Consider the following 26,306-nt stretch of genomic DNA (forward strand, 5'->3'; position numbering starts at 1 on the left):
TTTTTTATTATTTTTCTTGGCGATGTCGATGAAGACGGTAGCGATAAATCGCTAAAAACAGTGCCGAAATCAATAACACAACAATAATTGGAGCCCCAAAAGCAAATTCCATCATCCATAACACGAAACACCCGATGATGAGCATAATGTAGACAACAACTTTTTTTAAGATCGGCAGTTCTCTTGCAAAACCGAGGTTAAACACAATAAGAGCTAAAATAATAATCACCACATAGGCGAGTAGCCCATACCACGGATTCTCAGCAGTTGCTTGCATCAACCAAGAGTAACCTTCTAAGTCAACTTCTTGTCCCTGTTGGTTGTTCAAGTATCCCCCAACCTTTCTATCCTATTGTTGCTTTGCTAACTTATTACGTTTTTCATTACGCTCACGCTCTGATTTTTGTAAAATCTTCTTACGTAAACGAATAGATTCAGGCGTTAATTCACAGTACTCATCCTCATTTAAGTACTCAAGAGCTTCCTCAAGTGTCAGAATACGAGGTTTTTTCATTGTAACAGTCGTATCTTTTGTTGCAGAACGCACGTTGGTTTGTTGCTTCATTTTCGTAATGTTTACAACAAGATCGTTATCACGAGTATGCTCTCCAACAATCATTCCCTCATAGATTTCTCTACCAGGCTCAACAAAGATAGTTCCACGATCTTCAACTTGCATAATACCGTATTGACTCGCTTTTCCTGTCTCCATTGATACTAGAACACCTTGACGACGTCCACCGACTTGACCAGCAGCCATTGGTTGGTAACCATCGAATGAGTGGTTGATGATTCCATACCCACGAGTTTGTGAAAGGAATTCTGTAGTGTAACCAATCAATCCACGAGCAGGTACCATAAATTCTAAACGAACTTGTCCACTACCTGTGTTAGTCATATTAATCATTTCACCTTTACGCTCTCCAAGTGATTCCATAACAGGACCTGTGTACTCTTCTGGAACATCGATCTGAACGCGTTCTACTGGCTCACACTTCACACCGTCAATGACACGGATAATTACTTCTGGTTTAGACACTTGAAGCTCATACCCTTCACGACGCATGTTCTCAATCAGGATCGATAAATGTAATTCACCGCGCCCTGAAACGATCCAAACATCTGGTGAGTTAGTATCTTCTACACGTAAACTTACATCTGTTTCAAGTTGAGCACGAAGACGCTCATCAATTTTTCTACTTGTGACAAATTTCCCTTCACGGCCTGCAAAAGGACTGTTATTTACAAGGAATGTCATTTGTAGAGTTGGCTCATCAATACGAAGAATTGGAAGGGCCTCTTGATGTTCAACAGGGCAAACCGTTTCCCCTACGTTGATTTGTTCCATCCCAGATACCGCAATTAGATCTCCAGCTTTCGCTTCTGTAATCTCGGTACGTTTTAATCCTAAGAAACCGAATAGTTTTGTAACACGGAATTGTTTGACTGACCCGTCAATTTTCATTAATGCTACTTGTTGACCTACTTTAATCGATCCACGGAATACGCGACCAATACCAATACGTCCTAAGTAGTCATTGTAATCAAGCATCGTTACTTGGAATTGCAATGGTTCAGAGCTATTATCAATAGGAGCTGGGATCTCGTTAATGACCGTCTCAAATAATGAGCTCATATTTTCATCTTGTTTCTCAGGGTTCATACTAGCTGTCCCATTAATGGCAGATGCGAATACAACTGGGAAGTCAAGTTGATCTTCATCAGCACCAAGGTCAATAAATAAATCAACCACTTCATCAACTACTTCTGTTGGACGAGCAAAGTCACGGTCGATTTTATTTACAACAACGATTGGCGTTAACTTTTGCTCAAGTGCTTTTTTCAATACGAAACGAGTCTGTGGCATACAACCTTCATATGCATCTACAACAAGTAGTACTCCATCAACCATTTTCATAATACGTTCTACTTCACCACCAAAGTCTGCATGACCAGGTGTATCCATAATATTTATTCGAGTATTCTCATAGTTAATTGCTGTATTTTTAGCAAGGATTGTAATTCCACGCTCTTTTTCAAGGGCATTAGAATCCATTGCTCTCTCTTCAACTTGTTCATTTTCACGGAATGTCCCCGATTGTTTTAATAGTTCATCCACTAGGGTTGTTTTCCCGTGGTCAACGTGGGCGATGATTGCGATATTACGTATATCATTACGGTGTGTCATTAAATTCTCTCCTTATTTGTCGATTAACTGTATAAGTATAGCACAAAAAGATACTAAATGGGCAAATCGATTATAAACCTCAAAATATCTTTAACGTATTTGTCACATTGTCGGGGTTTTTCTTACACAGATTTCAAGTTAAACTAAAATAAGTGATAGAATCTTAGGGGGAGTTATTGATGAAAAAGGAGAATGTTTTGTTTTTATTGTTAGCGATCATCACAGTTCTATGCATTATGAGTATCGGGGTAGCTGTAGCTGAGCGTAGCATGATTATTGCTTTATTATCTTTAGTCGGTATTACAATTGCACTATTTTTAGGCATTTCTTTACGAAAAAAACGAAGAGAAGTTAGTGAATAAGATAGAAGCTACAAAAAAGCAAGCTTGAGTAAACTCGAGCTTGCTTTTTTGTTAATATTCTTCGCCCACATATGATGAGACGATTTCTTTATGTAAATGAGGTTTTGCTGCTAAAAGTGTTCCTGAATCCGATAAAGATAACGGATCTCCATGAAAATTAGAAGCTGCACAACCAACTTCATTTAAAATAACTAAACCTGCTGCATAGTCCCAAGGTGATAACTGAACACTTAAATATCCATCCAAACGATCTGATGCTACGTATGCTATTTCGAGCGCTGCAGAGCCGTATGTACGGATACTTCTTACGTCTCTTACCATTGCTTTTAATGGATTTTGGTACGGATGTTTTGTTTCCACAAGCCACCGTGCGTTTAGCCCAATAACTGATTCGTGCAGTGGTCGCTCTTTCACCGGAGGAAGTTCTTGTTTGTTTAAAAACGCTCCGTGTCCTTTAACGGCATGAAACAATTCGTCGCGCATTACATCATAAATCAGACCGATCATTCCAATTTTATTATGGTAGACCCCAACAGAAATAGCAAAATGTTGTTTTTGGTGAATGAAATTCATCGTTCCGTCAATGGGATCAATAATCCAAATCGTTCCATCTAATGATGGCTCTTCATCCGCAATTCCTTCTTCTCCAAGAAAATAGTGTTCTGGAAATTGCTTTTTAATACGTTCGTAAAAGAATGCCTCGATGGCACGATCGACTTCCGTAACAAGGTCATCCGGGTTCGTTTTGGATTCAATGTCTATTGGGCCAGCTAATGTCTCTTTGATTTTTTGACCTGCCTCATAAATCCAATCTGTAGCAATACTTTCTATCTCTAACCAATTTGTCGACATAACGCTGCCCCCTTCGGCTCTCATTTAGCAATGTGTTCTCAGTTTATTATGACATAATCTTTGCTAAATGAAAATGAAGATGCCATATCGGTTTCAGTTTTGGCCATGCAGTTTAACGATAAAAGAAAGTATGAACAAAAAAGCGAAGAATCCCTTCGCTTTTTTCAAATTGATTGATTACTTTCTATGTTTAAATTATTGTTGCAGTTGAGTGAGTTCATGTGACAATGCCTCAAGTCTACTTTTGGTTTGATTAATCAGGACTAAATCTTCCTGTAACATTGCATCGTGCATTGTGACAAGTTCATAGTCAATCTCAAGCCTTAACACGGGAATACGCTTCTCACGATCAATGTGTTTCACTTCCTGCATGACTTGTTTCATTGCACAACACTCCTTTTTCATTATCGTTCCATGCCGTAACCACATAAAAGGTTTATTTACTAAATTTTCAGTTAATTTTGTTATTTGTAGTATAGCATATGTTAAGACAAGATAAAAAGCAACCAATGATTAATTTCTTTTTGAAGTTTTTTCTGATTGCCTAGGCTCTAAACATGCTTTCTTCTATTTGGTTATGATAGGATTATAGAACAATTTATTTAGGAGGCAACCTACTATGATTAAGCTCGCATTTACTCAAGAGGACTTTGATATCTTTACGATCGAGGGCCTTGAGCCACGTATGGAAGCACTAAAAACACAAATCCGTCCTAAGTTTGAAATGTTAGGACACGAACTTTCACCTACCCTCTCTGCTTATATTGGAGATGAGATGTTTACTCATATTGCGAAGCATGCTAGAAGAAAAGTAAACCCACCTAATGATACATGGGTCGCTTTTTCAGCCAATAAGCGTGGGTATAAAAAATTACCTCATTTCCAAATTGGACTATTCGAGTCTCATCTCTTTGTCTGGTTTGCCATGATCTATGAAGCTCCGCAAAAAGGTGTGTTCGCACAAGAGCTCTTAAAAGATCCAGGTCATTGGTTAACATCTCTACCAGACCATTTTGTTTGGTCGATTGATCACATGAAGCCAGAGGCTATTAAACATGCTGATCTTAATAAAGAACAATTTATTTCAATGTTAGAGCGTCTAAGGGACGTAAAAAAAGCTGAACTACTTTGCGGAATTCATATTGATCGTAATGATCCGTTACTAGCAGATGGGCAAGCACTCATTGATCATATAGAAAAAACGTACCATACGCTTCTCCCCCTCTATCAACAGGCACAAAAAGCATCTGTATTATCTTGACATCAAAAAAACTGACCAGCATATCAAAAGCTGGTCAGCTTTTTTTTGTTTACATTTTTACGATCTTATTTTCTTCTAGTTCCCGAGCCTTTTTGATCGTATGGTAACATGAGACTTTTGATTGATACTCATAATCTTTAAATACTTGCTTCTCTTCACTTTTTGAAGGAACAATTTCTTTAAAGCGACGATACTTATTTAGTAACTCGTCACGCTTTACACCATTCTGATTAGCTTTTTCAATCGATTGAAAGAATTCAACCACATCAATCACTTCTTGCGTTGACCAATCAATGGAAAGCGGCATGTTTATTTCCATTCTTTATTCACCTCATTTACCTTTTTCGGATATTACGTCCATCGCTTTCGTATATCGTTTCCTTCAGAGATGATCCGCTTGAACAACTCATCGACAGAAGGTACGTCTTTAATCCGACCGATAACTTGACCTGCCCAACCAAAACCTTCTTCTTCCTCACCATTATATATGTAGGCTTTGTTTGCTTCCCCACTTATATACGTTTTAAGCGCTTCGTATGTTGGTGTTTTTTCTTCAATTTCTAAGATTTTTTCTGTCCATACATTTCGAATCGCTCGAGCTGGGGCACCTATTGAACGTTTAATGACAACTGTATCTTCTTCACTCGCGTCCATGATGCGTTCTTTATACAGCGGACTTGCATGTACACATTCTTTTGTCGCGATAAAGCGAGTACCCATTTCAATACCCTCTGCTCCAAGCGCCAATGCTGCCATCATACCACGACCGTCTCCAATTCCTCCAGAAGCAACCACAGGGATGTTGACCGCATCAACCACTTGCGGAATTAACACCATTGTACCCGTATCTGAGCGCCCAAGATGCCCCCCACCTTCTTGACCAACGACCATTACCGCATCTGCTCCAAGTTCTTCTGCTTTCTCTGCTTGGCGCCTTGCCGCAACTAAAACTAAAGTCTTAATTCCAGTTCCGTTTAATTGATCAAAGATTGGCGTAGGATTTCCTCCGGTCATGGATACGACTGGGACTTTTTCGTCAATCGCTACTTGGAGCATGTGTTCAAATGGACGGCCATGCTGTCCTATCGCAAAGTTTACACCGAAAGGCTTCTTCGTTTTTTTACGTACCGCTCTTATTTCATCTCTTAGCGCTTCTGGTGTTTCAAGCGACATCGCTGTAATCTGTCCTAGACCTCCTGCTTCTGAAACCGCTGCTGCAAGGTCAGAGTAAGCAAGGTAAGCAAGTCCTCCTTGAATGATTGGATACTCAATTCCTAATAATTTCGTTACTCTTGTTTCCCACATACGTATTCCCCCTCAAATTCAAAGACTTCGAATAAATTCATGAATAATCTGACTTCATTTCTTAGTGTACCATAGCTCTGTTTTAGGGGCACAGTATGAAAATCATGAACATTTTCAAAAATTTGTTTCTATGCAGAGTAGTCTTTGTTTTGGTATACTCAAATTTGTTTTACTAATCGTTAGGCTAGACCTACATATAATGAGGTGAGTTTGTTGTCACAACAAAAGTTAACCCCACTATTTACAGGGGTACGTAATCATGCAGAAAAGAATCCTGTTCAATTTCATATACCTGGACATAAAAAAGGCACAGGGATGGACCCTGAGTTTCGCAACTTCATCGGGGAGAACGCATTGTCAATTGATCTAATCAACATCGCTCCATTGGATGATCTTCACCATCCTCACGGCATCATTAAAGAAGCTCAAGAGCTTGCAGCTGAAGCATTCGGTGCCGATTATACGTTTTTCTCTGTACAAGGAACAAGCGGGGCAATTATGACCATGATCATGTCAGTTTGTGGACCTGGAGATAAAATAATTGTTCCACGGAATGTCCATAAGTCGATTATGTCAGCCATTATCTTTTCAGGAGCTACACCGATCTTTATCCATCCAGAGATCGATCCTGAACTTGGCATTTCACATGGTATTACGCTCGAATCGGTGGAAAAAGCATTAGAAGCGCATCCGGATGCCAAAGGTCTACTTGTTATCAACCCAACGTACTTTGGTGTGTCAGCAAACTTAAAGAAAATTGTTGAGATCGCCCATTCTTATTGCATCCCAGTCCTTGTTGATGAAGCACATGGCGCGCATATTCATTTCCATGACAACCTCCCTTTATCTGCGATGCAAGCAGGTGCAGACATGGCAGCAACGAGTGTTCATAAGCTCGGAGGATCAATGACACAAAGCTCGATATTGAATGTAAAAGAAGGACTTGTTTCACCTAAACGTGTACAATCGATTATTAGTATGCTAACGACTACATCCACTTCCTATGTATTGTTATCTTCATTAGATGTGGCGAGAAAGCGTTTAGCCACAGAAGGAAAAGCATTACTTGACCAAACAATTGCTTTAGCCGAACAAGTTCGAAAAGAAATTAATGAAATTCCAGGATTCCGATGTGTCGGAAGAGAAATTTTAGGCTCTAAAGCAACTTTTGATCTCGATCCGACAAAACTAATTATTTCCATTAAGGATTTGGACATTAACGGTTATGAAGTGGAAAACTGGTTACGTGATCACTATCATATCGAAGTTGAGATGTCGGATCTTTATAATATTCTTTGTATCGTTTCATTAGGCGATACAAAAGACAAAACGAATATACTCGTTGAGGCGCTAACAAAGCTCTCTGAGACCCATCAACGTTCTTCAACATTAAAACCTAAAGCAGTCTATGTACCTAATATCCCTACTTTGTCCTTGTCTCCACGTGATGCTTTTTATGCTGAGACAGAGGTTATCCCATTTGATGAGTCAGCAGGTCGAGTCATCTCTGAGTTTATTATGGTCTATCCACCAGGAATCCCTATTCTGATTCCTGGTGAGATTATAACAAGGGAAAACCTTTCCTACATTGAAGAAAACCTTCAAGCAGGACTCCCTGTACAAGGTCCAGAAGATGGCTCTTTTCAAACGTTACGAGTAATCAAAGAACACCAAGCCATTAAATAAAGAAAAAAAGCATGTTCTTCAATAGATTGAAGAACATGCTTTTTGATTATTTTTGCTTAGGAGTTGATTTACATTGAATGCAGTTTTGACCTTTAGCATAAAGTTTTGTAACCTTTTCACCTTCAAAGTGTTCAATTGTCTTGTTGCACGTTTGGCAAATGATTGTACCCATATGAGCATCCCCTTTATGCGTTTTTGTAAGCGGTTAACTTTCTATAACCTTATAATAATATGTCACAATCGATCCGTCAATAGTTAATTTGTATAACACATTTAATTATATTTCTGTCTAATGTGTTCTACTCAACGTCATGAAGTTATTTCTTTTATATCTATAAAAAAAGCCTGCAAATATGCAGGCCCCTAAGTAAATTCGTCATATTTCGATTCAATAAATCTTGTCACTTCTTTAATAAAGATTAAATCATCTGTAGAAACCGTATAGGTTGTATGTGGAATTTCAAAAAACAATTGACCTATTAAATGATGACCTTTGTAAAAAGGAGCAATAATAAATTGATTATCGTCATCCATCTCAAAAACGATCTCGCCTCTAACCGCAGCAATACTTTGTAATCCCTCACCAAACGGGACGTCACCTTCACTTGGTGGGAGCCCCGCAAAAGTTACTTGAGCAAACTCTGTTTCTTTGACTTCATATAATGAAACCGAAAACTGAGTAACTTTTTCACTGACTAGTTTAAACACGATTCCATGATAGAAATCCGTTAACGACTTAGCGTAATCAGGTACAGAGCCAACAGCTAGTCGTAATTCATCTAGTAATTCTGATTTATCAACCACTGCCTATGACCTCCACAAAAATACTCATAAGCTGTATAAGAACAGCCTATGAGTATAGAATACCATATTCTAAATGAAGATAAATGAAAGCTTCAGTCGTTTTTTGTCACAACCTTCATCATCTCCAAATTCGAGTTAATACTTCTGTCACCTCTGCTTGTGTAAGTGGCTTCCAAAATAATTCACCATAAATTAATAGATCTTGATGTAGATGAAGTCCTGATAAATCTTTGTTTACTGCACCACTTGTCCCTGAATTTCCGACATATCCAATGATTGTTTCTGAGTTGACTCGATCTCCAACTTGCAACTCATCTGGAATGGAGTCTAGATGGGCAAAACGATTCATAACACCGTTAGGATATTGCACCCATACTTGCATCCCACGTAAACGGTCAAATATATATTCAGGTGTCTCACCGAGTTCAGCAGTGATTGCTAAATCTTGATTCCGTACTCCAGGCGAAGGATATTCTTCGTAATCATGATCTACGCGAACAACAATCCCTTCACCCATTGCATAAATCGGCGTGTCTGTATTTATATTTCCTCCTGATGAAAAGTCGTACCAATCGATTCCCTCATGAAAGCCATTTCGATACGCCCTTGGTGCACCTGGTAAATGGCTTGGCACCGTACTGACTTCAGCATCTTTAATAGGTTTTTCTAGAAACTCAAGATGTTCGACCATTTGATCAACTGTCCATTGATCAAAATTAAAAGATGTAGGCGGTCCACCCACCGCCTCAGATGGTCCTAGCCATGCGATTTTTGCTACATCCTCACCATAGGTAACAGGAATATTTAACCCTTGTTCTATAAAAGCGGTCGGTAAATACACATTTTGTTGATCATCAATCGTAAAATAGATGTCTTTTGTCGCTAAGTACTCGCCATTCCGTTCAAGCACAGGCACTTCATCAACCATATAAAAGCGGTCTTCATGTATCGTTAATTGGAGGGTGCGATGAAGTTCATCAAATATATACTGACCACCTGTAACATTGATGAGATCATCTAGATGAAAGAAGGCCCCTTCACTTTTTACCTCGATAGGCACTTCTTCAATCTGTTCAGCTTTTAGATCTTCTTTCTCTTTTTCTGCTTGTTCTTGTTCTTGTTCTGCTTCACTTGCTTGTTGACAAGCTGTGATCAAAACAAGGAGGAACAACAGCATCAGTCCAATACGTTTCACTTTTCTCATGCCTCTCATTTCTATTTCAAATTTTTACTTATCGCTTTTACTTCTTACTTACTCATCTAGACCTTTAATGGTCTTAGGATCTACTATGTTGTACCCTTTGTTTTTTAAGCCTTGTACAATTTCTGTTAACGCTTCCGAAGTCCATTCACGGTCATGCATAAGCAAGTTAGCACCTTCTGATAAATATGGTGTGTTTACCATAATATCTGCTAATGCGTTTGCTTCTGTATATTCCGCTTCCCAGTCATACCCATAGGTCCAATTCATCATTACCATACCCTCGTCTGCGACAATTTGATTTGATTCATCAGTATTCACCCCAAACGGTGCTCGGAAAAAACGAGGTCGCTCGCCAATTATTTCTTCTATCAGATCATTTAAAGCAACAATCTCTTCATATTGTTCTTCTTTAGCTAATTGGTTTAAATTCGGGTGATTCATCGTATGATTACCAATCTCAAAGCCCATCTCATATATTTCCTTTAACGCTTCTTGGCCTTCATCATCACGAATAAAGTGACCATTCACAAAGAAAATAGCACCTGTACCTAGATCTTTTAATTGCTTAGCCATGTCTAACCCATATTGATTAGGGGCATCATCGATAGTTAATAAAACCACTTTTGGGTCTGCTCCATTAATTGGCTCTACTTTCCAGTTATTGGGGTTTATTTCATACATCAATTCAACTTCATCTTCTTTATCGAGGTTTACATCTTCTTCTTTAGCATCTTCCGTATTTTCATCCTTATTATTTATTTCTGCTTCGCGTTCGACTTCTTCTGACTTTTCGTTATTATCTAGCTCGTCCCCTATAGGTTCTGTTGAATCTACATCATCTGAAGTATCGAACGCATTTGAACATCCTAGTAACAATATAGAAATCAGAGCTACAATCGCACTATATACCAATATTTGTTTCATCCTTCGTACACCCCTTGTCTTCTAGTAACCGTTAAATCATATCAAACTTTTTCCTAACATGGTAGCTGTGTATAACTTCTTTCGACATGATTCATACTAATTGATAATGAAGTCTAGTGTCTAAAGGGGTATTTCATGCGTAAACACGTTATTATCGGTCGTAGAGTGTTAAAAACTGGTTTAGCTGTTTTTGTTACAGCTTTCATATGTCATTGGCTAAATCTCCCTGCAACCTTTGCCGTTATTACTGCCATTGTGACCATTGAACCTACGGCTGTCGATTCATTAAAAAAAGGATTGATCCGACTACCTGCCGCATCCATAGGAGCGAGCTTTGCCATTTTATTTGATGTAATACTTGGACAATCTGCTCTCACATATTCATTAGTCGCCATGCTAACAATCGTTGCATGTTCGAAATTTAAATTAGATACGGGAACTTTAGTCGCTACACTAACAGCTGTCGCAATGATTCCTGGTACCACCGATCATGTCGTTGTTGATTTTTTAACAAGGATGTCAGGTACATCAACTGGAATCATCGTGTCTACACTTGTAAATTTCGTGATATTACCACCAAAATTTGGACCTATTCTCGTTGAGAAGGTAGATGCTTTATTTATAAGAACGGCTACCACATTAAATGAGACAATGCGGCACCTACTTTTCGATAACGAGTATGACCGTACTCATTATTATCGTGAATTATATATACAACTCACAGAAACGTATAAACTCACACAATATCAGTATGATGAGTGGCGTTATCGAAAATCCAATGAGTTTGAGCGACGTTCATTTGGTTTCTTAAAAAAGAAACTTGATTACCTCCACCTTGTCTTATTTCACATTGGAAAATTAAGCCACATACGAATGAACCATCATATAACAAACGAAGAGAAAGAAGCTATGATGGACACTATTCGTTCCTTTAGTCAGATCATTGAAGATCCGCTACACCAAATGGCCACTAATCATCATTCATTAATGGAAGACATAAAAAAACAACGTGGTCCAAATAGCCTTAGTGAAGAAACTATGACTATAATTTGTCATGAACTGATCTCATTACATCAAGTAGCTAAAGAACTAGCTAGTATTACTGCTGATGAGCGGCGTTTTTCTATTCAAGAAGAATCCTATCCTCGCTATATTTTCAAAGGTGATTTTCAATATGAATGAGTCGATTTGAATTTGATTTATGAATAAAAACTAAAAAATGTCGAATCACGCGTTTATCCACTCGTTAAATAGGCTAAAAGATATAAGCCAACATCTATTCTTTACTTTACAGTGACTTATCGTTGTCAGTTTAAGTCGAATTATGGTAGGTTAAAGGTTGTGCTAAAAATACATATATGTTTTTCGAGAAAGGTGGTTTTTCAATGCAAAAAATTACGCCTGTATTTATCATATCTGTGGTAATAGCTGTAGCTTTTATTGCATGGGGCATTATCGCACCTCAAAACCTTGAACTAGTGACCAAAACAGTTCAAGGCTTTATTACAGACGAGCTAGGATGGTTTTACCTCCTTGCGGCAACCGGTTTTTTACTCTTTTCTATCTACTTAATTTTTAGTCCTTACGGTAGAATACGACTAGGGAAGCCTGATGAAAGACCTGAGTACAATTATTTAACATGGTTTTCCTTCCTATTTACAGCTGGTATGGGTATTGGTTTAGTTTTCTGGGGAGTAGCAGAACCAATGTATCACTTCTTTGACCCACCTAGTGCAGAATCAGCAACAAACGCTGCAGCAGGGGAAGCGATGCGTTATTCTATCTTCCATTGGGGATTACACCCATGGGCAATCTACTCCGTTGTTGCTCTAGCGCTTGCTTATTTTAAGTTTAGAAAAGATTCACCTGCTGTTATGAGTGCCATCTTTAGACCTCTAATTGGCGATCGAGTTAATGGCAGCATTGGGATTATGATTAACGTCCTTGTTGTTTTCGCCACTATCTTTGGTGTTGCTACTTCACTTGGTTTTGGTGCTGCGCAAATCTCAGCTGGGCTTGCTTATTTAATCCCAGGATTAGGCTCATTTAGTGACATTGGATTGCAATTAATAGTTATCGTCATTGTCACTATCCTGTTTATGATTTCAGCTCAAACTGGACTCAATAAAGGGATTCGTATCTTAAGTAAAGTAAATGTTTACTTAGCTGTCCTACTAATGCTTTTTGTGCTATTTTTCGGACCTACAAGTTACATTATGGGGGTATTCACTCAAGGTATTGGTAGTTATGTTCAAAATTTAGTCGGAATGAGCTTTAGATTAGATGTCTATAATTCCGAAACCACTTGGGTCGAAGGATGGACGATCTTCTATTGGGCTTGGTGGATTTCTTGGGCGCCGTTTGTCGGAACATTTATTGCGCGCGTTTCTAGAGGACGTACGATTAGAGAATTCGTCATTGGTGTCTTAGCTGTACCTGCTTTATTCGGGGCTTTATGGTTCAGTGTCTTTGGCGGAACAGGAATTTACTTACAACGTGAAGGCATTGCAGATATTATGGGCACAATGAGTGATTCAGGTATGGAAGTGGCCTTGTTTGCAGTATTAGAGCAGTTCCCATTAGGACTAATTATGTCAATCATTGCTGTGTTCCTTATTTCATCATTCTTTGTCACATCAGCTGACTCAGCAACTATCGTTCTCGGCATGCAAACAACAAACGGTAAGTTAAATCCTCCAAATTCAGTGAAATTCGTTTGGGGTCTTATCATTTCAGCTATGGCTGCGATCCTTCTAAGTTCACCAGAAGGACTTGGAGCATTGCAGACTGCTGCAATTATTGCCGCCTTACCTTTTACAGTAATTATGATCTTTATGATCGTTTCTCTTATGAAATCATTACAAGAAGAGAAAGAGATTTTAGTAACCGATAAAGAACGTATGCGTCAAGAACGCTATGAAATAAAGCAAGAAAAGGAAGCGTTAAAACAAGAAAAGAATCGATTAAAAGAAGAGAAAGCTTCTTTTAAGAAAAAGGACTAAAAAGATTAATTGAAAGAACTTATGCATCCCGCATAAGTTCTTTTTTTGTACATTACAAAGAGAAAACGATGTTGCTTTTAGGTTACAATTCGATTACTTATCCAATCTCTTGGTTTGAAGCATGCTAGAATGAGGTAACTAATGAATAGATCATATTTATTTAAAGGAAGTGACATACATTCATGGAAAAACTGTTATTTATTTTCATAACGTCTTTATTCATGCTAACAGGTTGTGTCTCTCCTACTTCAAGCGTTCACTCAAACCTACCTTCTGAAACAAATACAGAAATGGTTACGATTCTTTTTTCTGACCCTGCTTCTTATGATAAAGAACACACCTATTATGATGCATTACTTGAGCTTCAAAATAACTACCCTGATCAGATCACATCATTTCAAATCATTGAGGCTGATGACAAAGATCCGATCAAGCAATTTGCTGTTGAAACCTTTCCTACAATGTTAATCATCCAAGGAGATAACATTCATTTAAGAATGGAAGGAAATCATGTAAAGGAAGATATTGTAGCGAAGCTTCAACAAACTTTTAGATTGCATCAAGGTACGGATGATCCATCTAATTATCATATAAACAAACAGGGATGAACGCCATTTTTATGGTGTTCATCCCTGTTTGTTTATATGATTGGAAACGGTCCAAACGGGCGAGTCTGATAGTATTCATCTAATGCGGTTTCCGTCATCTCTCTCCAGCCGCTGAAAGTCGTTGTGGATTGAAGAAACTCATCCCATCCCTCTTCTGACTGCTCAAAATCTTTAAGTGTAACGATATTCTTTGTGCTACACTCAATAAACTCTTGATAGCTTGTAAATATCGTGTGTTTTTTCATAAATTGATCCGAAAATAAAAGTGGAAGTGGAATATGACTCATTGTTGATAAGGCACCCAGTGTCATTTTTAAAAGAGATTTTAACTTCACCTTTCTCACCTCAATTAGTTAGTAGACTTATTGGAGTACCTTCGGATGTCCGATCAGTTCTGCTTTGTCTTACTATAAATCATATTAATCCGAGTTGTCAAATGTGAATTAAATACTAAAAAAAGAACCACTCGGATTATCGAGTAGTTCTTTTATAAAATGATTATTTTACGATATGGATTGGTGTACCTAAAGCAACCTCTGCTGCTTCCATAGTGATTTCACCTAATGAAGGATGCGCATGAATAGTAAGAGCGATATCTTCCGCTGTCATACCAGTTTCAATAGCTAGTCCAAGTTCAGCAATCATATCAGAAGCGTTAGGGCCTGCAATTTGAGCACCGATCACCAGACCATCTTCTTTGCGAGTGATAAGCTTCATGAAGCCATCTGTATCGTTAAGAGACAATGCACGACCGTTCGCTGCAAACGGGAATTTAGATGCTAAAGCATCATATCCTGCTTCTTTTGCTTCTTTTTCGTTGTAACCAACTGAAGCAAGCTCTGGGTCAGAGAATACTACAGCAGGGATAGCTAAGTAATCAATTTCAGACTTTTCACCAGCAATAGCTTCCGCTGCAATCTTACCTTCGTAAGATGCTTTATGAGCTAACGCAGGACCTTCAATAACGTCACCAATCGCATAGATGTTGCTTACGTTTGTGCGGCATTGCTTGTCTGTTTTGATTACGCCACGATCTGTCATTTCAATGCCGATTTGCTCAAGACCAAGTTCATCTGTGTTTGCTTTACGTCCAACTGTTACTAGTACGTAATCTGCTTCAAACACTTCTTCTTTGCCTTTTATTTCAGCTTTCACTGTCACACCGTTGTCTGTTTCTTCAACGCCTTGCGCCATTGCTTCAAAGTGGAATTGAACATTGTTTTTCTTTAACCTGCGTTCAACTAGTTTACCCATCTGCTTTTCAAAACCAGGAAGAATTTGCTTGCCACCCTCTAAAACAACAACTTCTGTACCCATATTAGAATAAGCACCGGCAAGCTCAATACCAATGTATCCTCCACCAATTACAACCATCTTTTTAGGTACTTCTTTAAGAGCAAGCGCACCTGTAGAATTGATGACGCGATCTGTATATTTAAAGCTAGGAAGTTCAATTGGGCGAGAACCTGTTGCGATGATACAATTTTTGAAATTGTATGTTTGTGAACTTTTCTCATCCATAATACGAACTGAGTTCTCAGATGCGAAATACGCTTCACCTTGAACAATCTCAACGTTATTACCTTTTAGAAGGCCTTCCACACCGCCTGTTAATTTTTTAACGACAGATGCTTTCCACTCTTGAACTTTTTCAAAGTTTATGGAAACACCTTCTGCAATAATCCCCATATCATCAGAATGCTTCGCATTGTGATAACGATGACCTGCTGAGATTAGAGCTTTTGATGGAATACAACCTACATTCAAACATACACCACCAACAGTTCCTTTCTCAACGATTGTTACTTTTTGTCCGAGTTGGGCTGCACGAATTGCTGCAACGTACCCTCCTGGACCTGAACCTATGACAAGTGTGTCTACTTCATTTGCGAAATCTCCAACAACCATTCATTACCCCTCCATTAATAGTAATTGTGGATCATTTAACAGACGTTTAATGTGGTTTAAAGCATTTTGAGCTGTTACCCCATCAATTAAACGGTGGTCATAGCTAATAGAAAGTGCCAACATTGGTGCTGCGACAATCTCGCCATTTTTTACGACTGGCTTCTCTTCAATACGACCAATACCTAGAATAGCGACTTCTGGGTGATTGATAACTGGTGTAAACCATAGACCACGAGCAGAACCTACATTAGAAATTGTAGCTGATCCACCCTTCATTTCTGCACCACTAAGTTTACCATCACGAGCTTTAACTGCCAACTCATTAATTTCATCCGCTAGTGCATAGATGGATTTACGATCTGCATCTTTAACGACCGGTACAAATAAACCGTGTTCAGTATCAGCGGCAATTCCGATGTTGAAGTATTTCTTGTAAACAATCTCTTCGTTCGCATCATCAATAGAAGCGTTAAGAGATGGATACTTACGTAGAGCTGCTGTAAGAGCCTTAACAACGTATGGTAAGTACGTAAGCTTCGTACCTTGTTCTGCTGCCGTTTCTTTATATTGTTTACGGTGAGCAACTAATGCTGATACTTCGATCTCATCCATATGGGTTACGTGAGGAGCTGTGTGTTTCGAGTTAACCATTGCTTTTGCAATTGCTTTACGAACACCTTTGAATGGTACACGCTCTTCAAGTTCTCCAACTGGAATTGACGTTGGTTCAGACTTTGTAGCTGTTGGTTGCGAAGTCGTTTCTTCAGTTGATGTTTCCGCTTGTGTTTTCTCAGTAGTAGATCCACCAGTTAAGTGGTTTTCAACATCTTCTTTCAAGATACGACCATTTTTACCGGTACCTGAAACTTGCTTAATGTTAACCCCTTTTTCACGAGCAAACTTACGAACAGATGGCATAGAGATGACGCGTGTATCATCATCGTCATCAGACGTCGTTTCAGCTGCAGGAGCTTCCTCTTTTTCAGTTTTTGCAGGCTCAGCTTTTTCTTCTTTAGGCTCTTCAGCTGGTGCACTTTCCTCTTCAGGGTTCATGTCGCCAGCATCAATTGTAATGAGTACATCCCCAACGATACTTACTGTTCCTTCTTCAACTTTCACTTCTAAGATTTTACCCTCTACAGGAGATGGGATCTCAACAACCGCTTTATCATTTTGAACTTCAAGAAGAATATCGTCTTCTTTAATTTCGTCACCAGGTTTAACGAACCATTTTACAATTTCACCTTCGTGAATTCCTTCACCAATGTCAGGCAGTTTAAATTCATATGCCACTTTGAAGTGCCTCCTTTTTATAACCATTTAAATAATGGATAGGTAAATAAGTGAAAAGGAAAGATGAATACCTTTCCTTTCAATTGTTCCATATTGTCATTTTAAAATTAGAAATTAACAACTTTTTTAGCTGTTTCAATAATTTCTTGGTAGTCAGGTAACCATGCATCTTCTATTGCAGCGAACGGATAAACCGTATCAGGAGCTGCTACTCGAAGTACTGGTGCTTCTAAGCTAAGGATTGCACGCTCGGTAATTTCTGCAACAACGTTTGCAGCAATACCCGCTGCTTTTTGAGCTTCTTGAACAACAATCGCACGGCTTGTCTTCTTAACAGAAGCAATAATTGTATCAATATCAAGTGGGCTAATTGTCATTAAATCAATAACTTCTGCATCAATTCCTTCTTTTTCAAGCTCTTCTGCCGCTTTAAGAGAAGAGTGAACCATTGCGCCGTAAGTGATGATCGAAACGTCTTTACCTTCGCGCTTAATGTCTGCTTTACCAAGTTCAATTGTGTATTCCTCTTCAGGAACTTCACCACGGAATGAACGGTAAAGTTTCATGTGCTCTAAGTAAACAACAGGATCGTTATCACGAATAGCAGAGATTAATAAACCTTTTGCATCATATGGAGTTGACGGAATAACTACTTTCAAACCAGGAGTTTGAGCCATCAATCCTTCTAAGCTATCTGCATGCATTTCAGGTGTTTTAACGCCGCCACCGAATGGTGCACGAACTGTGATTGGTGCAGATTGTTTACCTGCAGTACGGTAACGTAGACGGTTCATTTGACCTGCAATTGAATCGAATACTTCAAAAACAAAACCAAAGAATTGTACTTCCATAACAGGACGGAAACCAGTCAATCCAAGACCGATTGCAAGTCCACCAATACCAGACTCAGCTAGAGGAGTGTCGAACACGCGCTCTTCTCCGAATTCATTTTGTAAACCTTCAGTCGCACGGAATACTCCACCGTTTTGACCAACGTCTTCTCCAAACACAAGAACATCTTCGTTATTCTTAAGCTCATTACGCATTGCATCCGTAATTGCTTGAATCATCGTCATTTGCGCCATCGGTTACTTCGACTCCTTTGCTTTATACTCTTCCATTTGTTCACGAAGATTTGCTGGTAACTCTTCAAACATAAAACCGATTAGATCCGTTACTTTTTGTTTTGGAGTACTATCAGCTTTCTTCATTGCATCCTTAATGTCTTCTTTAGCTTTATCTACGATTTCGTTTTCTTGCTCTTCCGTCCACAAATCTTTTGACTCTAGGAATTTACGGAAACGAACGATTGGATCTTTCTTCGTCCACTCATCATCAAGATCTGATGAACGATAACGTGTTGGATCATCACCAGCCATCGTATGAGGACCATAACGGTAAGTCATTGTTTCAATTAATGTAGGGCCGCCACCAGAAAGAGCACGATCACGTGCATCTTTAGTTGCTGCATAGACAGCTAATACGTCCATACCATCTACTTGGATTCCCTCGATACCTGCAGCAACCGCTTTTTGTGCGATTGTTTTTGCAGCTGATTGCTTCTCAACTGGTACTGAGATCGCGAAACGGTTATTTTGCACGATGAATACTGCAGGTGCATTATAAGCACCAGCAAAGTTCATTCCTTCATAGAAGTCACCTTGTGAAGCACCACCATCACCAGTGTACGTGATTGCGATGTTTTCTTTTTTTCTACGTTTAAGGCCTAATGCTACTCCAGCCGTCTGAATGATTTGTGCACCAATGATGATTTGAGGAACCATGATGTTTAAGCCATCAGGGATCTCTCCTCCAGCATAGTGACCACGAGACCATAAAAATGCTTGATGTAGAGGAAGACCATGGAATACGAGTTGTGGAATATCACGGTAACCCGGTAAAATCCAATCTTCTTTATCTAAAGCGTATTGACTTCCAAGCATTGATGCTTCTTGACCTGCTACCGGTGCATAGAAACCTAGACGTCCTTGACGGTTAAGTGAAATCGCACGTTGGTCCCAAATACGAGTGTAAACCATGCGTGTCATAATCTCTTGTAATTGTTCATTACTTAGTTCAGGCATTGCAGCTTCATTAACAATTTTGCCTTCTTCGTTTAAAATCTGAAACGTTTCAAATTGATTTTCTACTTGCTCTAACGTTTTTGTACTCATCTACCTTCACCATACCTTTCTTTTAGGAAATTCACACAATCATGAATGTCATTTTTACATGTACTTGCTTGTTGAGTCATTTCTTCGACAAAACTCTTTATTAGGATACCCATTCATAAGACATACATAACCTACAAATCAATGTAGTCAACGATTTTCTTCATCAATAAAAAAGGATATAAAGAGATTATGTCTAAATATGTAAGCTTTCACGATTGTTCCAATCCATCCATCTGCCCAATCTTCATTTCTGTATCAGTCAGAATAGGAATCCATTAATACAACTTACCTTACTATGATAAGTCTACATCAATCATATTTCATCCGTCAATCCTTTTGTTTATCGTTTTATTTGCAAAGTTTTTCACAATCAAAAAAACTTTTACAAAAACTGTGTTATACAGAAATATGAATTTCACTAACACAGTTAAACCCTTACATAAAACGACAGTTTCCGGCTTGTTAAACAAATAGAAATCTTTTTCCCAACAAAAAAAGATGTTCACTCTGTATAGTGAACATCTAGCTCCGCTTCCTCATAAAACGTTCTCTTCGTTTCATTGTAAGTCTGTGTATAACTATTAAATGTCTCTTTTTTTTCATGAACGATTTCGTACTGATCATTGACTCGATCGATCTGACCTTGCAGATCTTCCATTGTTAATGTTTCATCCTTTAACATTTCAAATAGAGTTTGATCTTCTTCAATGGCTTTTATGTACTCAGCATAGAGTTCTTCATAGCTAGCATAACGTTTCGTCATCTCCGCTTTTAATCGATCGGCTAGTTCTTTTAATTCTTCGCGATCGAGTTCACTAACGACAGAATCAACCTGTTCAAACTCTTCCTTACTTTCATTTAAACTTTCTTTCTCTGTTTGAATCAATTCTTCTCTCATAGCGATGGATTCGAGCGCTTGATTAGCTAGCTCTGAGACTTCCTCAATTTCATCAACACCTAATGCAATAATCTTCTCATAAAGCTGATATTCATTCTCCTCTGCTTCATGAATCAATTGCTGTTGCTCGGCAAATGGTTCTTCAAGCTCAACCGCCTTTTCTAAATGCTCATACATTGTCTCCGTTGCGCTATTTCCACAACCCACCAATACACTAGTCGCTACTACAAAGCCAATTATTTTTCTTTTCATAGCCATTAGTTCCCCCTTACCCCTATACACTTGTCCATTACCACACTAAATGACTCGACAAAAAATAACAAGACTTATCTTCTCGGTGATTTGTCATTCTTTTAAAAGTATGACAAATCACCTTTTAATATGTGCATCGAATAAAGATTTTTTAAGTTTATTCTGAAAAATAGGCATCTACCCAACCACACTATGGTGTTCTGCATAGAGTAGTTAGTGAGTCGCACCCAATGCGATGGCTTTTTACAAAAAAGGAGGAATTCTCATGTACGGATACGGTTATGGTGGCGGATGTTATGATCCATGTGGATACGGTTATGGTGGTCAGGTAGCAGGTTATAGCGGTAGCGGTGGCGGTTGCGGAAAAGGCTTCGCGTTAATCGTTGTATTATTCATCTTATTGATTATCGTGGGCGCTTCTCGCTTTGGCGGGCACGGCGGACACTGCTAATCATTACATGCAAGAGAGTGAGTAAGCATTTTCGCTTGCTCTCTTTTGTTTACAAAGAACTTGCTATTTTGTTTCATTCTTTTTAAAGTAATAGTGAGAAACTAAAGGAGTGATACATATATGCTAACTATGAAGGATGTCGTCCGTGAAGGACATCCCGTCTTACGTGAGGTAGCACAAGAAGTCCCTCTACCCGCTTCTAAAGAAGATAAAGAAACATTACAAAAGATGTTAGACTTCGTTATTAATAGTCAAGATCCAGACATCTCTGAAGTATATGATTTACGACCAGGTGTAGGAATCGCTGCCCCTCAGATCGGAATCGCCAAGAGAATGTTCGCTGTACACGTGGAAGACGATCAAGAAAATCTTTATAGTATGGGATTGTTTAATCCGAAAATTATGAGCCATTCATTAGAGGAAACGCATTTAGAAAGCGGGGAAGGTTGCTTATCTGTTGATCGTGATGTGACTGGTGTCGTTCCAAGATATGCACGCATCACTGTAAAAGGAACTAATTTAGACGGAGAAGAAGTGACCCTGCGATTACGCGGTCTTGTTGCTATTGTGTTCCAACATGAAATGGATCATTTAAACGGGATCATGTTTTACGATCGAATTGAAGCATTCAAAGACCCACTAAAAAAAGAATTACCTTAAAAAAGGAAGCCTATTAGGGCTTCCTTTTTTACTAATCAACTCAATTTTATCGCTTTGGTACTTATGGTAACAAACCCACATGACGGAGCCCATGCAAAATACCATCTTCATCAATATGTTTGGTTACATGATTTGCGGCTTTTTTTGCTTCGTCTAATCCATTACCCATCGCAATACCCATTCCAACAAACTGTAGCATCTCAATATCATTTAACGCATCTCCGAACGCATACGAATGCTCTCGGTCAATATTTAAGTGCTCCAATACAGCTTTTATGCCTCTTGCTTTTGAGCCTCCACGTGGTAAGACATCAATCGCATAAGGGTGCCACCTTATATAATCAAAATAATTGTGACCATTCACATACGATTCCTCTTCATGCTTTTCACAGAATAAGAGCGCCTGATACACTTCATTGTCATGGTAATAAGTCGGGTTATAAGGAGGGTAAGGTAATTTCATCCCTCCAATACTTTCGCTAATAAATTGATCATTTTCGCGATTTGACGTTGCTCCTTGATGATCAAGAAAAACCATTGAATGATTTCCTATTTTAGATTTCTCCTCAAGCCTTTTTAATTCTTCGATCGTCAATGGATATTTCTTCACGACCTCTCCTTCAACAACGACGTAAGAACCATTAAAACTAACAAAAGATTTAATACCTAGCTCTTCTTGTAATTCCTTAAACATAAATGGCGCTCTCCCTGTTGCAATAGCAACATACACCCCTTCATCTTGTAACGACCTAATAGCCTCTTTCGCTGACTGCGGCAATTCCATATTATGATTTAATAATGTGCCATCAATATCAAAAAATACGACTTTTTTGCTCATCATACCCCTACTTCCATCTTTAATCATCTGCCCGACTACCAATTATTACCTCGGAAAACAAAAAATGATTCTACACATACTAATCATATCAAATACTCTCAAGTTGGTCATTTACAAACTACAGAATCCATATAGAAAGGGAGTTACAAGCTTGTTAAAACGCTTAAGAAAAAAATTAATTAAACATTATCGTCAATTACTACCTAAAAACCGATTAATAGAAGTATAACGTAAATTGTAAAGGTCAATAATGAGAGGCATTGGGACAAACTTCTTTAAAAATTGATCTTTTAACACCTTCTCAAAAGCCATTTTGCCCTTCTTACAATCTCCAGAAATAAAAGGATTCGACCTCCTTAAAAAGAAAAACATGAAAAACTATCGCATTTGCTTTATAATGAAAATATAACCAACGTTAAGGAGAGGTTTTATCTATGATTTTTAAAGTATATTTCCAAGAAACACTCATGCAAGTCCCTGTTCGTGAGCGTACACAAACAATTTATGTAGAAGGTGAATCTGAATCCGACGTACGAAAAAAACTCATACCTCGTGATTATAATATTGAATTTATAACACCTGTCTCTGGTGCATATCTTGACTACGAAAAACAACACGAAGATTTTAATGTGGAGTCTATTTAACTTATGAAACAAATGAAAAATAACCAAACAGCAGTATTTGCATTAGGTGGTTTAGGTGAAATCGGTAAAAACACCTATGCTGTCCAGTTCCAAGATGAAATTATTCTAATTGATGCCGGAATTAAGTTTCCAGAGGACGAGCTTCTCGGTATTGATTATGTTATTCCTGATTATTCTTATCTAGTTAAGAACGAAGATAAGATTAAAGGATTATTCATTACTCACGGGCATGAAGATCATCTAGGGGGTATCCCATTTTTACTTCGTGCTATAAATGTTCCAATTTATGGTGGTAAATTAGCCCTTGGATTGTTAAAAGGAAAGTTAGAAGAACATGGACTTCTTCGTAAAGCTCAATTAAATGAAATACATGAAGATCAAGTCGTGAAGTTCACAAAAACTTCCGTCACTTTCTTCCGTACCACACACAGTATTCCAGACTCTTATGGAATTGTCGTGAAAACTCCACCTGGTAATGTCGTTCACACTGGTGACTTTAAATTTGACTTCACACCAGTTGGTGAGCCTGCCAATTTAACAAAAATGGCAAAGATCGGTGAAGAAGGAGTACTTTGTTTACTATCAGATAGTACAAATAGTGAAATTCCTGACTTCACAATGTCTGAACGCAAAGTTGGAGAAAGCATCGATTCAATTTTTAGAAAAGTTGAAGGCCGTGTGATTTTTGCGACTTTTGCTTCTAACATTCATAGACTTCAACAAGTGATCGAAGCTTCTGTTGAGCATGGTCGTAAGGTAGCGGTATTCGGTCGTAGTATGGAAAATGCATTAAATATCGGGCAAGAGCTTGGCTACATTAAAGCTCCGAAAAACACATTTATTGAGATCTCTCAACTAAATAAGTTGCCTGACAATCAAGTTACGATTTTGTGTACGGGTAGTCAAGGTGAACCAATGGCTGCATTATCACGAATTGCTAACGGAACGCATCGTCAAATTCAAATTATTCCAGGCGACACAGTTGTTTTCTCATCTTCACCTATCCCTGGGAATACGTTGAGCGTCAGTAAAACAATTAACCAATTGTACCGTGCTGGAGCAAACGTCATCCATGGTCCTTTAAGTGACATTCATACATCTGGTCACGGTGGTCAAGAAGAGCAAAAATTAATGCTTCGTTTAATGAAACCTCAATACTTCATGCCTATTCACGGTGAATACCGTATGCTGAAAATGCATATCAAATTAGCAAATGATTGTGGTGTTGAAGAAAAGAACTGCTTCATTATGGATAATGGTGACGTTTTAGCGATTCACCCAAATGAAGCAGCTATCGTCGGTAAAATCCCTTCTGGGTCTGTCTATGTAGATGGAAACGGAATTGGTGATATTGGCAACATTGTCTTGAGAGACCGTCGCATCCTTTCTGAAGAAGGATTAGTCGTCATCGTTGTGAGTCTTGATATGAAAGAATTCAAGGTTACAGCGGGACCAGACATCATTTCTAGAGGATTTGTCTACATGAGAGAGTCAAGCGACTTAATTCACGAGGCTCAAAGACTTCTCAGCAAGCACCTTGATGAAGTGATGGAACGAAAAACATCTCAATGGTCAGAAATCAAAAATGAAATGACCGATTTACTCGGACCGTTTCTATACGAACGTACAAAGCGTCGCCCGATGATTTTACCAATCATCATGGAAATCTAATTTAAAGAAGCGGACACCTAATATAGGTGTCCGCTTTTTGAACGTTTAGTCATCGACCATTTCTTTTTCAAATTTACGAATGTCTACATCTGCTCCAATCACAATCAATATATCTTCCTGTTGAATTTTTTCCGTGGCTTGCGGGGAGACGATGATTCGTTTTCCACGTTTAAGTGCCATTACATTGCAACCAAATTTAGCCCTTACATCCAGCTGCTTTAACGTTTTAGCATTCATTTTCTTTCCTGCAATCATTTCTATGATGCTATACTCATCCGATAGTTCTAAATAATCAAGGACATTTTTAGATAATAATTGATGAGCTAACCTTGCTCCCATATCCCTCTCAGGGTGAACGATTCTTTCTGCACCAATCTTCGTCAATACTTTTTCATGGTAATCATTTTGTGCTTTTACGGTAATATGCTCCACTCCTAGCTCGTGCAGAATCAACGTTGTCAAAATACTCGCTTGAATATTATCCCCGATTGCGACGATTACATGCTCAAAATTCCGAATGCCAAGATGTTTTAACGCTTGTTCATCTGTAGAGTCGGCAACAACTGCGTGTGTCACTAAATCCCGATACTGATTGACCCGTGATTCGTTTTTATCAACGGCTAGTACTTCCATACCTTGTTGAACTAACGCAGACGATACGCTACCTCCAAAGCGACCGAGCCCAATGACTGCGAACTGTCTTTTCATCGCCCACCCCCTAAATTAAAGCTACTACAACATCCTATTCTACATAACAATCAATTAAGCCTTCTACTATGAAATATAAAAACCTCTTATCTATCTGATAAGAGGTTTGATGGTGTTATTCTTTAATGCCTAACACACGGTTCACACGCTTAGTTAACATCTTCATACCGCCACCACCAGCTTGGAAATGACGCAGTTGACCTTCAGCATCAAATACATAATAAGCTGGAACATATTCATTTTCGAAGGCATCTGTTAGCTTATGAGCATTATCGACGAAAATCGGTTGCGTTATTTCATGTTCTGCAGCTACTTTTTTAATTTCATCTAAATCAAGATCTTTTTCTGATCGAGGCATATGTACAGCGATCACGTTTAATTGATCTTTATAGTTATCACGGAATTCATTTACATTTGGCATAGCTTCTTTACATAGACCGCAACTGATTGACCAGAAATGAATAAGCGTCGGTTTGTCGCCTACTAATTCATCTCTCTTAACTTCACCGTTAAGCCAAGTAGTAGCACCTTCTAATTTGGGCAATTCTGAACGTAATTTTAATGCCATTACTCGTCATCCTCCTTGTTTGTTCAATTGTTAGTACAAACGTTT

29 protein-coding genes are annotated in these 26,306 nt (G+C 38.5%); 10 read left to right on the forward strand and 19 right to left on the reverse strand.

Annotation, left to right across the window (positions count from 1 at the left end):
- Nucleotides 1–7 precede the first annotated feature (7 nt).
- Both CDZ88_RS09595 and typA read right to left on the reverse strand, forming a co-directional pair.
- On the reverse strand, nucleotides 8–328 hold the full coding sequence (locus tag CDZ88_RS09595; RefSeq protein ID WP_100373344.1) for a YlaH-like family protein: 321 nt from the start codon (nucleotides 326–328) through the stop codon (nucleotides 8–10).
- Between the two features lie 21 nt (nucleotides 329–349).
- Nucleotides 350–2,188 carry a translational GTPase TypA gene (gene typA, locus CDZ88_RS09600; protein WP_100373345.1) on the reverse strand — a complete coding sequence of 613 codons (1,839 nt, stop codon included), beginning with the start codon at nucleotides 2,186–2,188 and terminating at the stop codon, nucleotides 350–352.
- Nucleotides 2,189–2,367: 179 nt separating this feature from the next.
- Here typA and CDZ88_RS09605 point away from each other — a divergent pair, with 179 nt between their 5' ends.
- Complete coding sequence (locus CDZ88_RS09605; RefSeq protein ID WP_100373346.1) at nucleotides 2,368–2,550, forward strand: DUF5325 family protein; 183 nt, start codon at nucleotides 2,368–2,370, stop codon at nucleotides 2,548–2,550.
- 51 nt (nucleotides 2,551–2,601) lie between these two features.
- Here the strand turns inward: CDZ88_RS09605 and CDZ88_RS09610 are convergent, their stop codons facing one another.
- Nucleotides 2,602–3,402 (reverse strand): inositol monophosphatase family protein, encoded by an 801-nt coding sequence (locus CDZ88_RS09610; protein ID WP_100373347.1) that lies wholly within the window; start codon nucleotides 3,400–3,402, stop codon nucleotides 2,602–2,604.
- A gap of 195 nt (nucleotides 3,403–3,597) precedes the next feature.
- Nucleotides 3,598–3,786: a hypothetical protein gene (locus CDZ88_RS09615; RefSeq protein WP_100373348.1), complete on the reverse strand. Its 189-nt coding sequence runs from the start codon at nucleotides 3,784–3,786 to the stop codon at nucleotides 3,598–3,600.
- Between the two features lie 235 nt (nucleotides 3,787–4,021).
- Here CDZ88_RS09615 and CDZ88_RS09620 point away from each other — a divergent pair, with 235 nt between their 5' ends.
- Nucleotides 4,022–4,663: a YktB family protein gene (locus CDZ88_RS09620; RefSeq protein ID WP_100373349.1), complete on the forward strand. Its 642-nt coding sequence runs from the start codon at nucleotides 4,022–4,024 to the stop codon at nucleotides 4,661–4,663.
- Between the two features lie 49 nt (nucleotides 4,664–4,712).
- Here CDZ88_RS09620 and CDZ88_RS09625 read toward each other — a convergent pair whose 3' ends face one another.
- Together CDZ88_RS09625 and CDZ88_RS09630 are read right to left on the reverse strand one after the other, a co-directional pair.
- The gene (locus CDZ88_RS09625; RefSeq protein ID WP_100373350.1) at nucleotides 4,713–4,982 is read right to left on the reverse strand and encodes a UPF0223 family protein; all 270 of its coding nucleotides are present in this window, start codon (nucleotides 4,980–4,982) and stop codon (nucleotides 4,713–4,715) included.
- A gap of 32 nt (nucleotides 4,983–5,014) precedes the next feature.
- Nucleotides 5,015–5,968 (reverse strand): NAD(P)H-dependent flavin oxidoreductase, encoded by a 954-nt coding sequence (locus tag CDZ88_RS09630; RefSeq protein ID WP_100373351.1) that lies wholly within the window; start codon nucleotides 5,966–5,968, stop codon nucleotides 5,015–5,017.
- A 213-nt stretch (nucleotides 5,969–6,181) separates the two neighbouring features.
- Here CDZ88_RS09630 and CDZ88_RS09635 point away from each other — a divergent pair, with 213 nt between their 5' ends.
- Nucleotides 6,182–7,654, forward strand: coding sequence for an aminotransferase class I/II-fold pyridoxal phosphate-dependent enzyme (locus tag CDZ88_RS09635; protein ID WP_100373352.1), 1,473 nt, complete (start codon nucleotides 6,182–6,184; stop codon nucleotides 7,652–7,654).
- 46 nt (nucleotides 7,655–7,700) lie between these two features.
- Here the strand turns inward: CDZ88_RS09635 and CDZ88_RS09640 are convergent, their stop codons facing one another.
- From CDZ88_RS09640 to CDZ88_RS09655, 4 genes are all read right to left on the reverse strand, one after another.
- Entirely contained in the window at nucleotides 7,701–7,826 is a 126-nt protein-coding gene (locus CDZ88_RS09640; protein WP_100373353.1) for a GapA-binding peptide SR1P, read from the reverse strand.
- Between the two features lie 191 nt (nucleotides 7,827–8,017).
- On the reverse strand, nucleotides 8,018–8,458 hold the full coding sequence (locus CDZ88_RS09645; protein ID WP_100373354.1) for a hypothetical protein: 441 nt from the start codon (nucleotides 8,456–8,458) through the stop codon (nucleotides 8,018–8,020).
- A gap of 118 nt (nucleotides 8,459–8,576) precedes the next feature.
- Nucleotides 8,577–9,662: a M23 family metallopeptidase gene (locus tag CDZ88_RS09650; protein ID WP_100373355.1), complete on the reverse strand. Its 1,086-nt coding sequence runs from the start codon at nucleotides 9,660–9,662 to the stop codon at nucleotides 8,577–8,579.
- Nucleotides 9,663–9,710: 48 nt separating this feature from the next.
- Complete coding sequence (locus CDZ88_RS09655; protein ID WP_100373356.1) at nucleotides 9,711–10,586, reverse strand: polysaccharide deacetylase family protein; 876 nt, start codon at nucleotides 10,584–10,586, stop codon at nucleotides 9,711–9,713.
- Nucleotides 10,587–10,721: 135 nt separating this feature from the next.
- On the opposite strand from CDZ88_RS09655, the gene CDZ88_RS09660 reads away from it, so the two are divergent.
- The 3 genes from CDZ88_RS09660 (at nucleotide 10,722) to CDZ88_RS09670 (ending at nucleotide 14,196) form a co-directional block, all read left to right on the forward strand.
- Entirely contained in the window at nucleotides 10,722–11,768 is a 1,047-nt protein-coding gene (locus CDZ88_RS09660; RefSeq protein ID WP_100373357.1) for an FUSC family protein, read from the forward strand.
- 203 nt (nucleotides 11,769–11,971) lie between these two features.
- Nucleotides 11,972–13,588 carry a glycine betaine uptake BCCT transporter gene (locus CDZ88_RS09665; protein WP_100373358.1) on the forward strand — a complete coding sequence of 539 codons (1,617 nt, stop codon included), beginning with the start codon at nucleotides 11,972–11,974 and terminating at the stop codon, nucleotides 13,586–13,588.
- A 182-nt stretch (nucleotides 13,589–13,770) separates the two neighbouring features.
- Complete coding sequence (locus tag CDZ88_RS09670) at nucleotides 13,771–14,196, forward strand: hypothetical protein (RefSeq protein WP_100373359.1); 426 nt, start codon at nucleotides 13,771–13,773, stop codon at nucleotides 14,194–14,196.
- 32 nt (nucleotides 14,197–14,228) lie between these two features.
- On the opposite strand, the gene CDZ88_RS09675 is transcribed toward CDZ88_RS09670, so the two are convergent.
- The 6 genes from CDZ88_RS09675 to CDZ88_RS09700 all read right to left on the reverse strand — a co-directional run bounded on the left by CDZ88_RS09675 (nucleotide 14,229) and on the right by CDZ88_RS09700 (nucleotide 20,727).
- Complete coding sequence (locus CDZ88_RS09675) at nucleotides 14,229–14,531, reverse strand: hypothetical protein (RefSeq protein ID WP_100373360.1); 303 nt, start codon at nucleotides 14,529–14,531, stop codon at nucleotides 14,229–14,231.
- A gap of 163 nt (nucleotides 14,532–14,694) precedes the next feature.
- Nucleotides 14,695–16,104 carry a dihydrolipoyl dehydrogenase gene (gene lpdA / locus CDZ88_RS09680; RefSeq protein WP_100373361.1) on the reverse strand — a complete coding sequence of 470 codons (1,410 nt, stop codon included), beginning with the start codon at nucleotides 16,102–16,104 and terminating at the stop codon, nucleotides 14,695–14,697.
- A 3-nt stretch (nucleotides 16,105–16,107) separates the two neighbouring features.
- Entirely contained in the window at nucleotides 16,108–17,397 is a 1,290-nt protein-coding gene (locus tag CDZ88_RS09685) for a dihydrolipoamide acetyltransferase family protein (RefSeq protein WP_100373362.1), read from the reverse strand.
- A 107-nt stretch (nucleotides 17,398–17,504) separates the two neighbouring features.
- Nucleotides 17,505–18,482, reverse strand: coding sequence for an alpha-ketoacid dehydrogenase subunit beta (locus CDZ88_RS09690; protein ID WP_100373363.1), 978 nt, complete (start codon nucleotides 18,480–18,482; stop codon nucleotides 17,505–17,507).
- A 3-nt stretch (nucleotides 18,483–18,485) separates the two neighbouring features.
- A complete protein-coding gene (gene pdhA, locus CDZ88_RS09695) occupies nucleotides 18,486–19,571 on the reverse strand; it encodes a pyruvate dehydrogenase (acetyl-transferring) E1 component subunit alpha (RefSeq protein ID WP_100373364.1) in 1,086 nt (361 codons plus the stop codon).
- 502 nt (nucleotides 19,572–20,073) lie between these two features.
- Nucleotides 20,074–20,727 carry a YkyA family protein gene (locus CDZ88_RS09700; RefSeq protein ID WP_100373365.1) on the reverse strand — a complete coding sequence of 218 codons (654 nt, stop codon included), beginning with the start codon at nucleotides 20,725–20,727 and terminating at the stop codon, nucleotides 20,074–20,076.
- A 259-nt stretch (nucleotides 20,728–20,986) separates the two neighbouring features.
- Here CDZ88_RS09700 and CDZ88_RS09705 point away from each other — a divergent pair, with 259 nt between their 5' ends.
- Both CDZ88_RS09705 and def read left to right on the forward strand, forming a co-directional pair.
- On the forward strand, nucleotides 20,987–21,172 hold the full coding sequence (locus tag CDZ88_RS09705; protein WP_100373366.1) for a YjcZ family sporulation protein: 186 nt from the start codon (nucleotides 20,987–20,989) through the stop codon (nucleotides 21,170–21,172).
- A 120-nt stretch (nucleotides 21,173–21,292) separates the two neighbouring features.
- A complete protein-coding gene (gene def, locus CDZ88_RS09710) occupies nucleotides 21,293–21,832 on the forward strand; it encodes a peptide deformylase (protein ID WP_100373367.1) in 540 nt (179 codons plus the stop codon).
- 61 nt (nucleotides 21,833–21,893) lie between these two features.
- On the opposite strand, the gene CDZ88_RS09715 is transcribed toward def, so the two are convergent.
- A complete protein-coding gene (locus CDZ88_RS09715; RefSeq protein WP_100374654.1) occupies nucleotides 21,894–22,670 on the reverse strand; it encodes a Cof-type HAD-IIB family hydrolase in 777 nt (258 codons plus the stop codon).
- 434 nt (nucleotides 22,671–23,104) lie between these two features.
- Here CDZ88_RS09715 and CDZ88_RS09720 point away from each other — a divergent pair, with 434 nt between their 5' ends.
- The gene (locus CDZ88_RS09720) at nucleotides 23,105–23,314 is read left to right on the forward strand and encodes a DNA-dependent RNA polymerase subunit epsilon (RefSeq protein WP_100373368.1); all 210 of its coding nucleotides are present in this window, start codon (nucleotides 23,105–23,107) and stop codon (nucleotides 23,312–23,314) included.
- Between the two features lie 3 nt (nucleotides 23,315–23,317).
- The gene (gene rnjA / locus CDZ88_RS09725) at nucleotides 23,318–24,985 is read left to right on the forward strand and encodes a ribonuclease J1 (RefSeq protein ID WP_100373369.1); all 1,668 of its coding nucleotides are present in this window, start codon (nucleotides 23,318–23,320) and stop codon (nucleotides 24,983–24,985) included.
- A gap of 45 nt (nucleotides 24,986–25,030) precedes the next feature.
- Here rnjA and CDZ88_RS09730 read toward each other — a convergent pair whose 3' ends face one another.
- Nucleotides 25,031–25,693, reverse strand: a complete 663-nt coding sequence (locus CDZ88_RS09730; protein WP_100373370.1) for a potassium channel family protein — start codon at nucleotides 25,691–25,693, stop codon at nucleotides 25,031–25,033.
- Nucleotides 25,694–25,808: 115 nt separating this feature from the next.
- Nucleotides 25,809–26,261, reverse strand: coding sequence for a TlpA disulfide reductase family protein (locus tag CDZ88_RS09735; protein WP_100373371.1), 453 nt, complete (start codon nucleotides 26,259–26,261; stop codon nucleotides 25,809–25,811).
- Nucleotides 26,262–26,306: the final 45 nt, after the last annotated feature.

The organism is Bacillus sp. FJAT-45037, assembly GCF_002797325.1.
Lineage (GTDB): Bacteria > Bacillota > Bacilli > Bacillales > Bacillaceae_D > Alkalihalophilus.

Bases quoted from the DNA above. Each gene is read 5' to 3' on its own strand.
- CDZ88_RS09625 (WP_100373350.1), bottom strand. From the start codon at position 4,982: ATGGAAATAAACATGCCGCTTTCCATTGATTGGTCAACGCAAGAAGTG.
- CDZ88_RS09720 (WP_100373368.1), top strand. From the start codon at position 23,105: ATGATTTTTAAAGTATATTTCCAAGAAACACTCATGCAAGTCCCTGTT.
- lpdA (WP_100373361.1), bottom strand. From the start codon at position 16,104: ATGGTTGTTGGAGATTTCGCAAATGAAGTAGACACACTTGTCATAGGT.
- CDZ88_RS09630 (WP_100373351.1), bottom strand. From the start codon at position 5,968: ATGTGGGAAACAAGAGTAACGAAATTATTAGGAATTGAGTATCCAATC.
- CDZ88_RS09655 (WP_100373356.1), bottom strand. From the start codon at position 10,586: ATGAAACAAATATTGGTATATAGTGCGATTGTAGCTCTGATTTCTATA.
- CDZ88_RS09700 (WP_100373365.1), bottom strand. From the start codon at position 20,727: ATGGCTATGAAAAGAAAAATAATTGGCTTTGTAGTAGCGACTAGTGTA.
- def (WP_100373367.1), top strand. From the start codon at position 21,293: ATGCTAACTATGAAGGATGTCGTCCGTGAAGGACATCCCGTCTTACGT.
- CDZ88_RS09615 (WP_100373348.1), bottom strand. From the start codon at position 3,786: ATGAAACAAGTCATGCAGGAAGTGAAACACATTGATCGTGAGAAGCGT.
- CDZ88_RS09730 (WP_100373370.1), bottom strand. From the start codon at position 25,693: ATGAAAAGACAGTTCGCAGTCATTGGGCTCGGTCGCTTTGGAGGTAGC.
- pdhA (WP_100373364.1), bottom strand. From the start codon at position 19,571: ATGAGTACAAAAACGTTAGAGCAAGTAGAAAATCAATTTGAAACGTTT.
- CDZ88_RS09670 (WP_100373359.1), top strand. From the start codon at position 13,771: ATGGAAAAACTGTTATTTATTTTCATAACGTCTTTATTCATGCTAACA.
- CDZ88_RS09705 (WP_100373366.1), top strand. From the start codon at position 20,987: ATGTACGGATACGGTTATGGTGGCGGATGTTATGATCCATGTGGATAC.
- typA (WP_100373345.1), bottom strand. From the start codon at position 2,188: ATGACACACCGTAATGATATACGTAATATCGCAATCATCGCCCACGTT.
- CDZ88_RS09650 (WP_100373355.1), bottom strand. From the start codon at position 9,662: ATGAGAAAAGTGAAACGTATTGGACTGATGCTGTTGTTCCTCCTTGTT.
- CDZ88_RS09610 (WP_100373347.1), bottom strand. From the start codon at position 3,402: ATGTCGACAAATTGGTTAGAGATAGAAAGTATTGCTACAGATTGGATT.
- CDZ88_RS09620 (WP_100373349.1), top strand. From the start codon at position 4,022: ATGATTAAGCTCGCATTTACTCAAGAGGACTTTGATATCTTTACGATC.
- rnjA (WP_100373369.1), top strand. From the start codon at position 23,318: ATGAAACAAATGAAAAATAACCAAACAGCAGTATTTGCATTAGGTGGT.
- CDZ88_RS09715 (WP_100374654.1), bottom strand. From the start codon at position 22,670: ATGAGCAAAAAAGTCGTATTTTTTGATATTGATGGCACATTATTAAAT.
- CDZ88_RS09665 (WP_100373358.1), top strand. From the start codon at position 11,972: ATGCAAAAAATTACGCCTGTATTTATCATATCTGTGGTAATAGCTGTA.
- CDZ88_RS09660 (WP_100373357.1), top strand. From the start codon at position 10,722: ATGCGTAAACACGTTATTATCGGTCGTAGAGTGTTAAAAACTGGTTTA.
- CDZ88_RS09690 (WP_100373363.1), bottom strand. From the start codon at position 18,482: ATGGCGCAAATGACGATGATTCAAGCAATTACGGATGCAATGCGTAAT.
- CDZ88_RS09605 (WP_100373346.1), top strand. From the start codon at position 2,368: ATGAAAAAGGAGAATGTTTTGTTTTTATTGTTAGCGATCATCACAGTT.
- CDZ88_RS09640 (WP_100373353.1), bottom strand. From the start codon at position 7,826: ATGGGTACAATCATTTGCCAAACGTGCAACAAGACAATTGAACACTTT.
- CDZ88_RS09735 (WP_100373371.1), bottom strand. From the start codon at position 26,261: ATGGCATTAAAATTACGTTCAGAATTGCCCAAATTAGAAGGTGCTACT.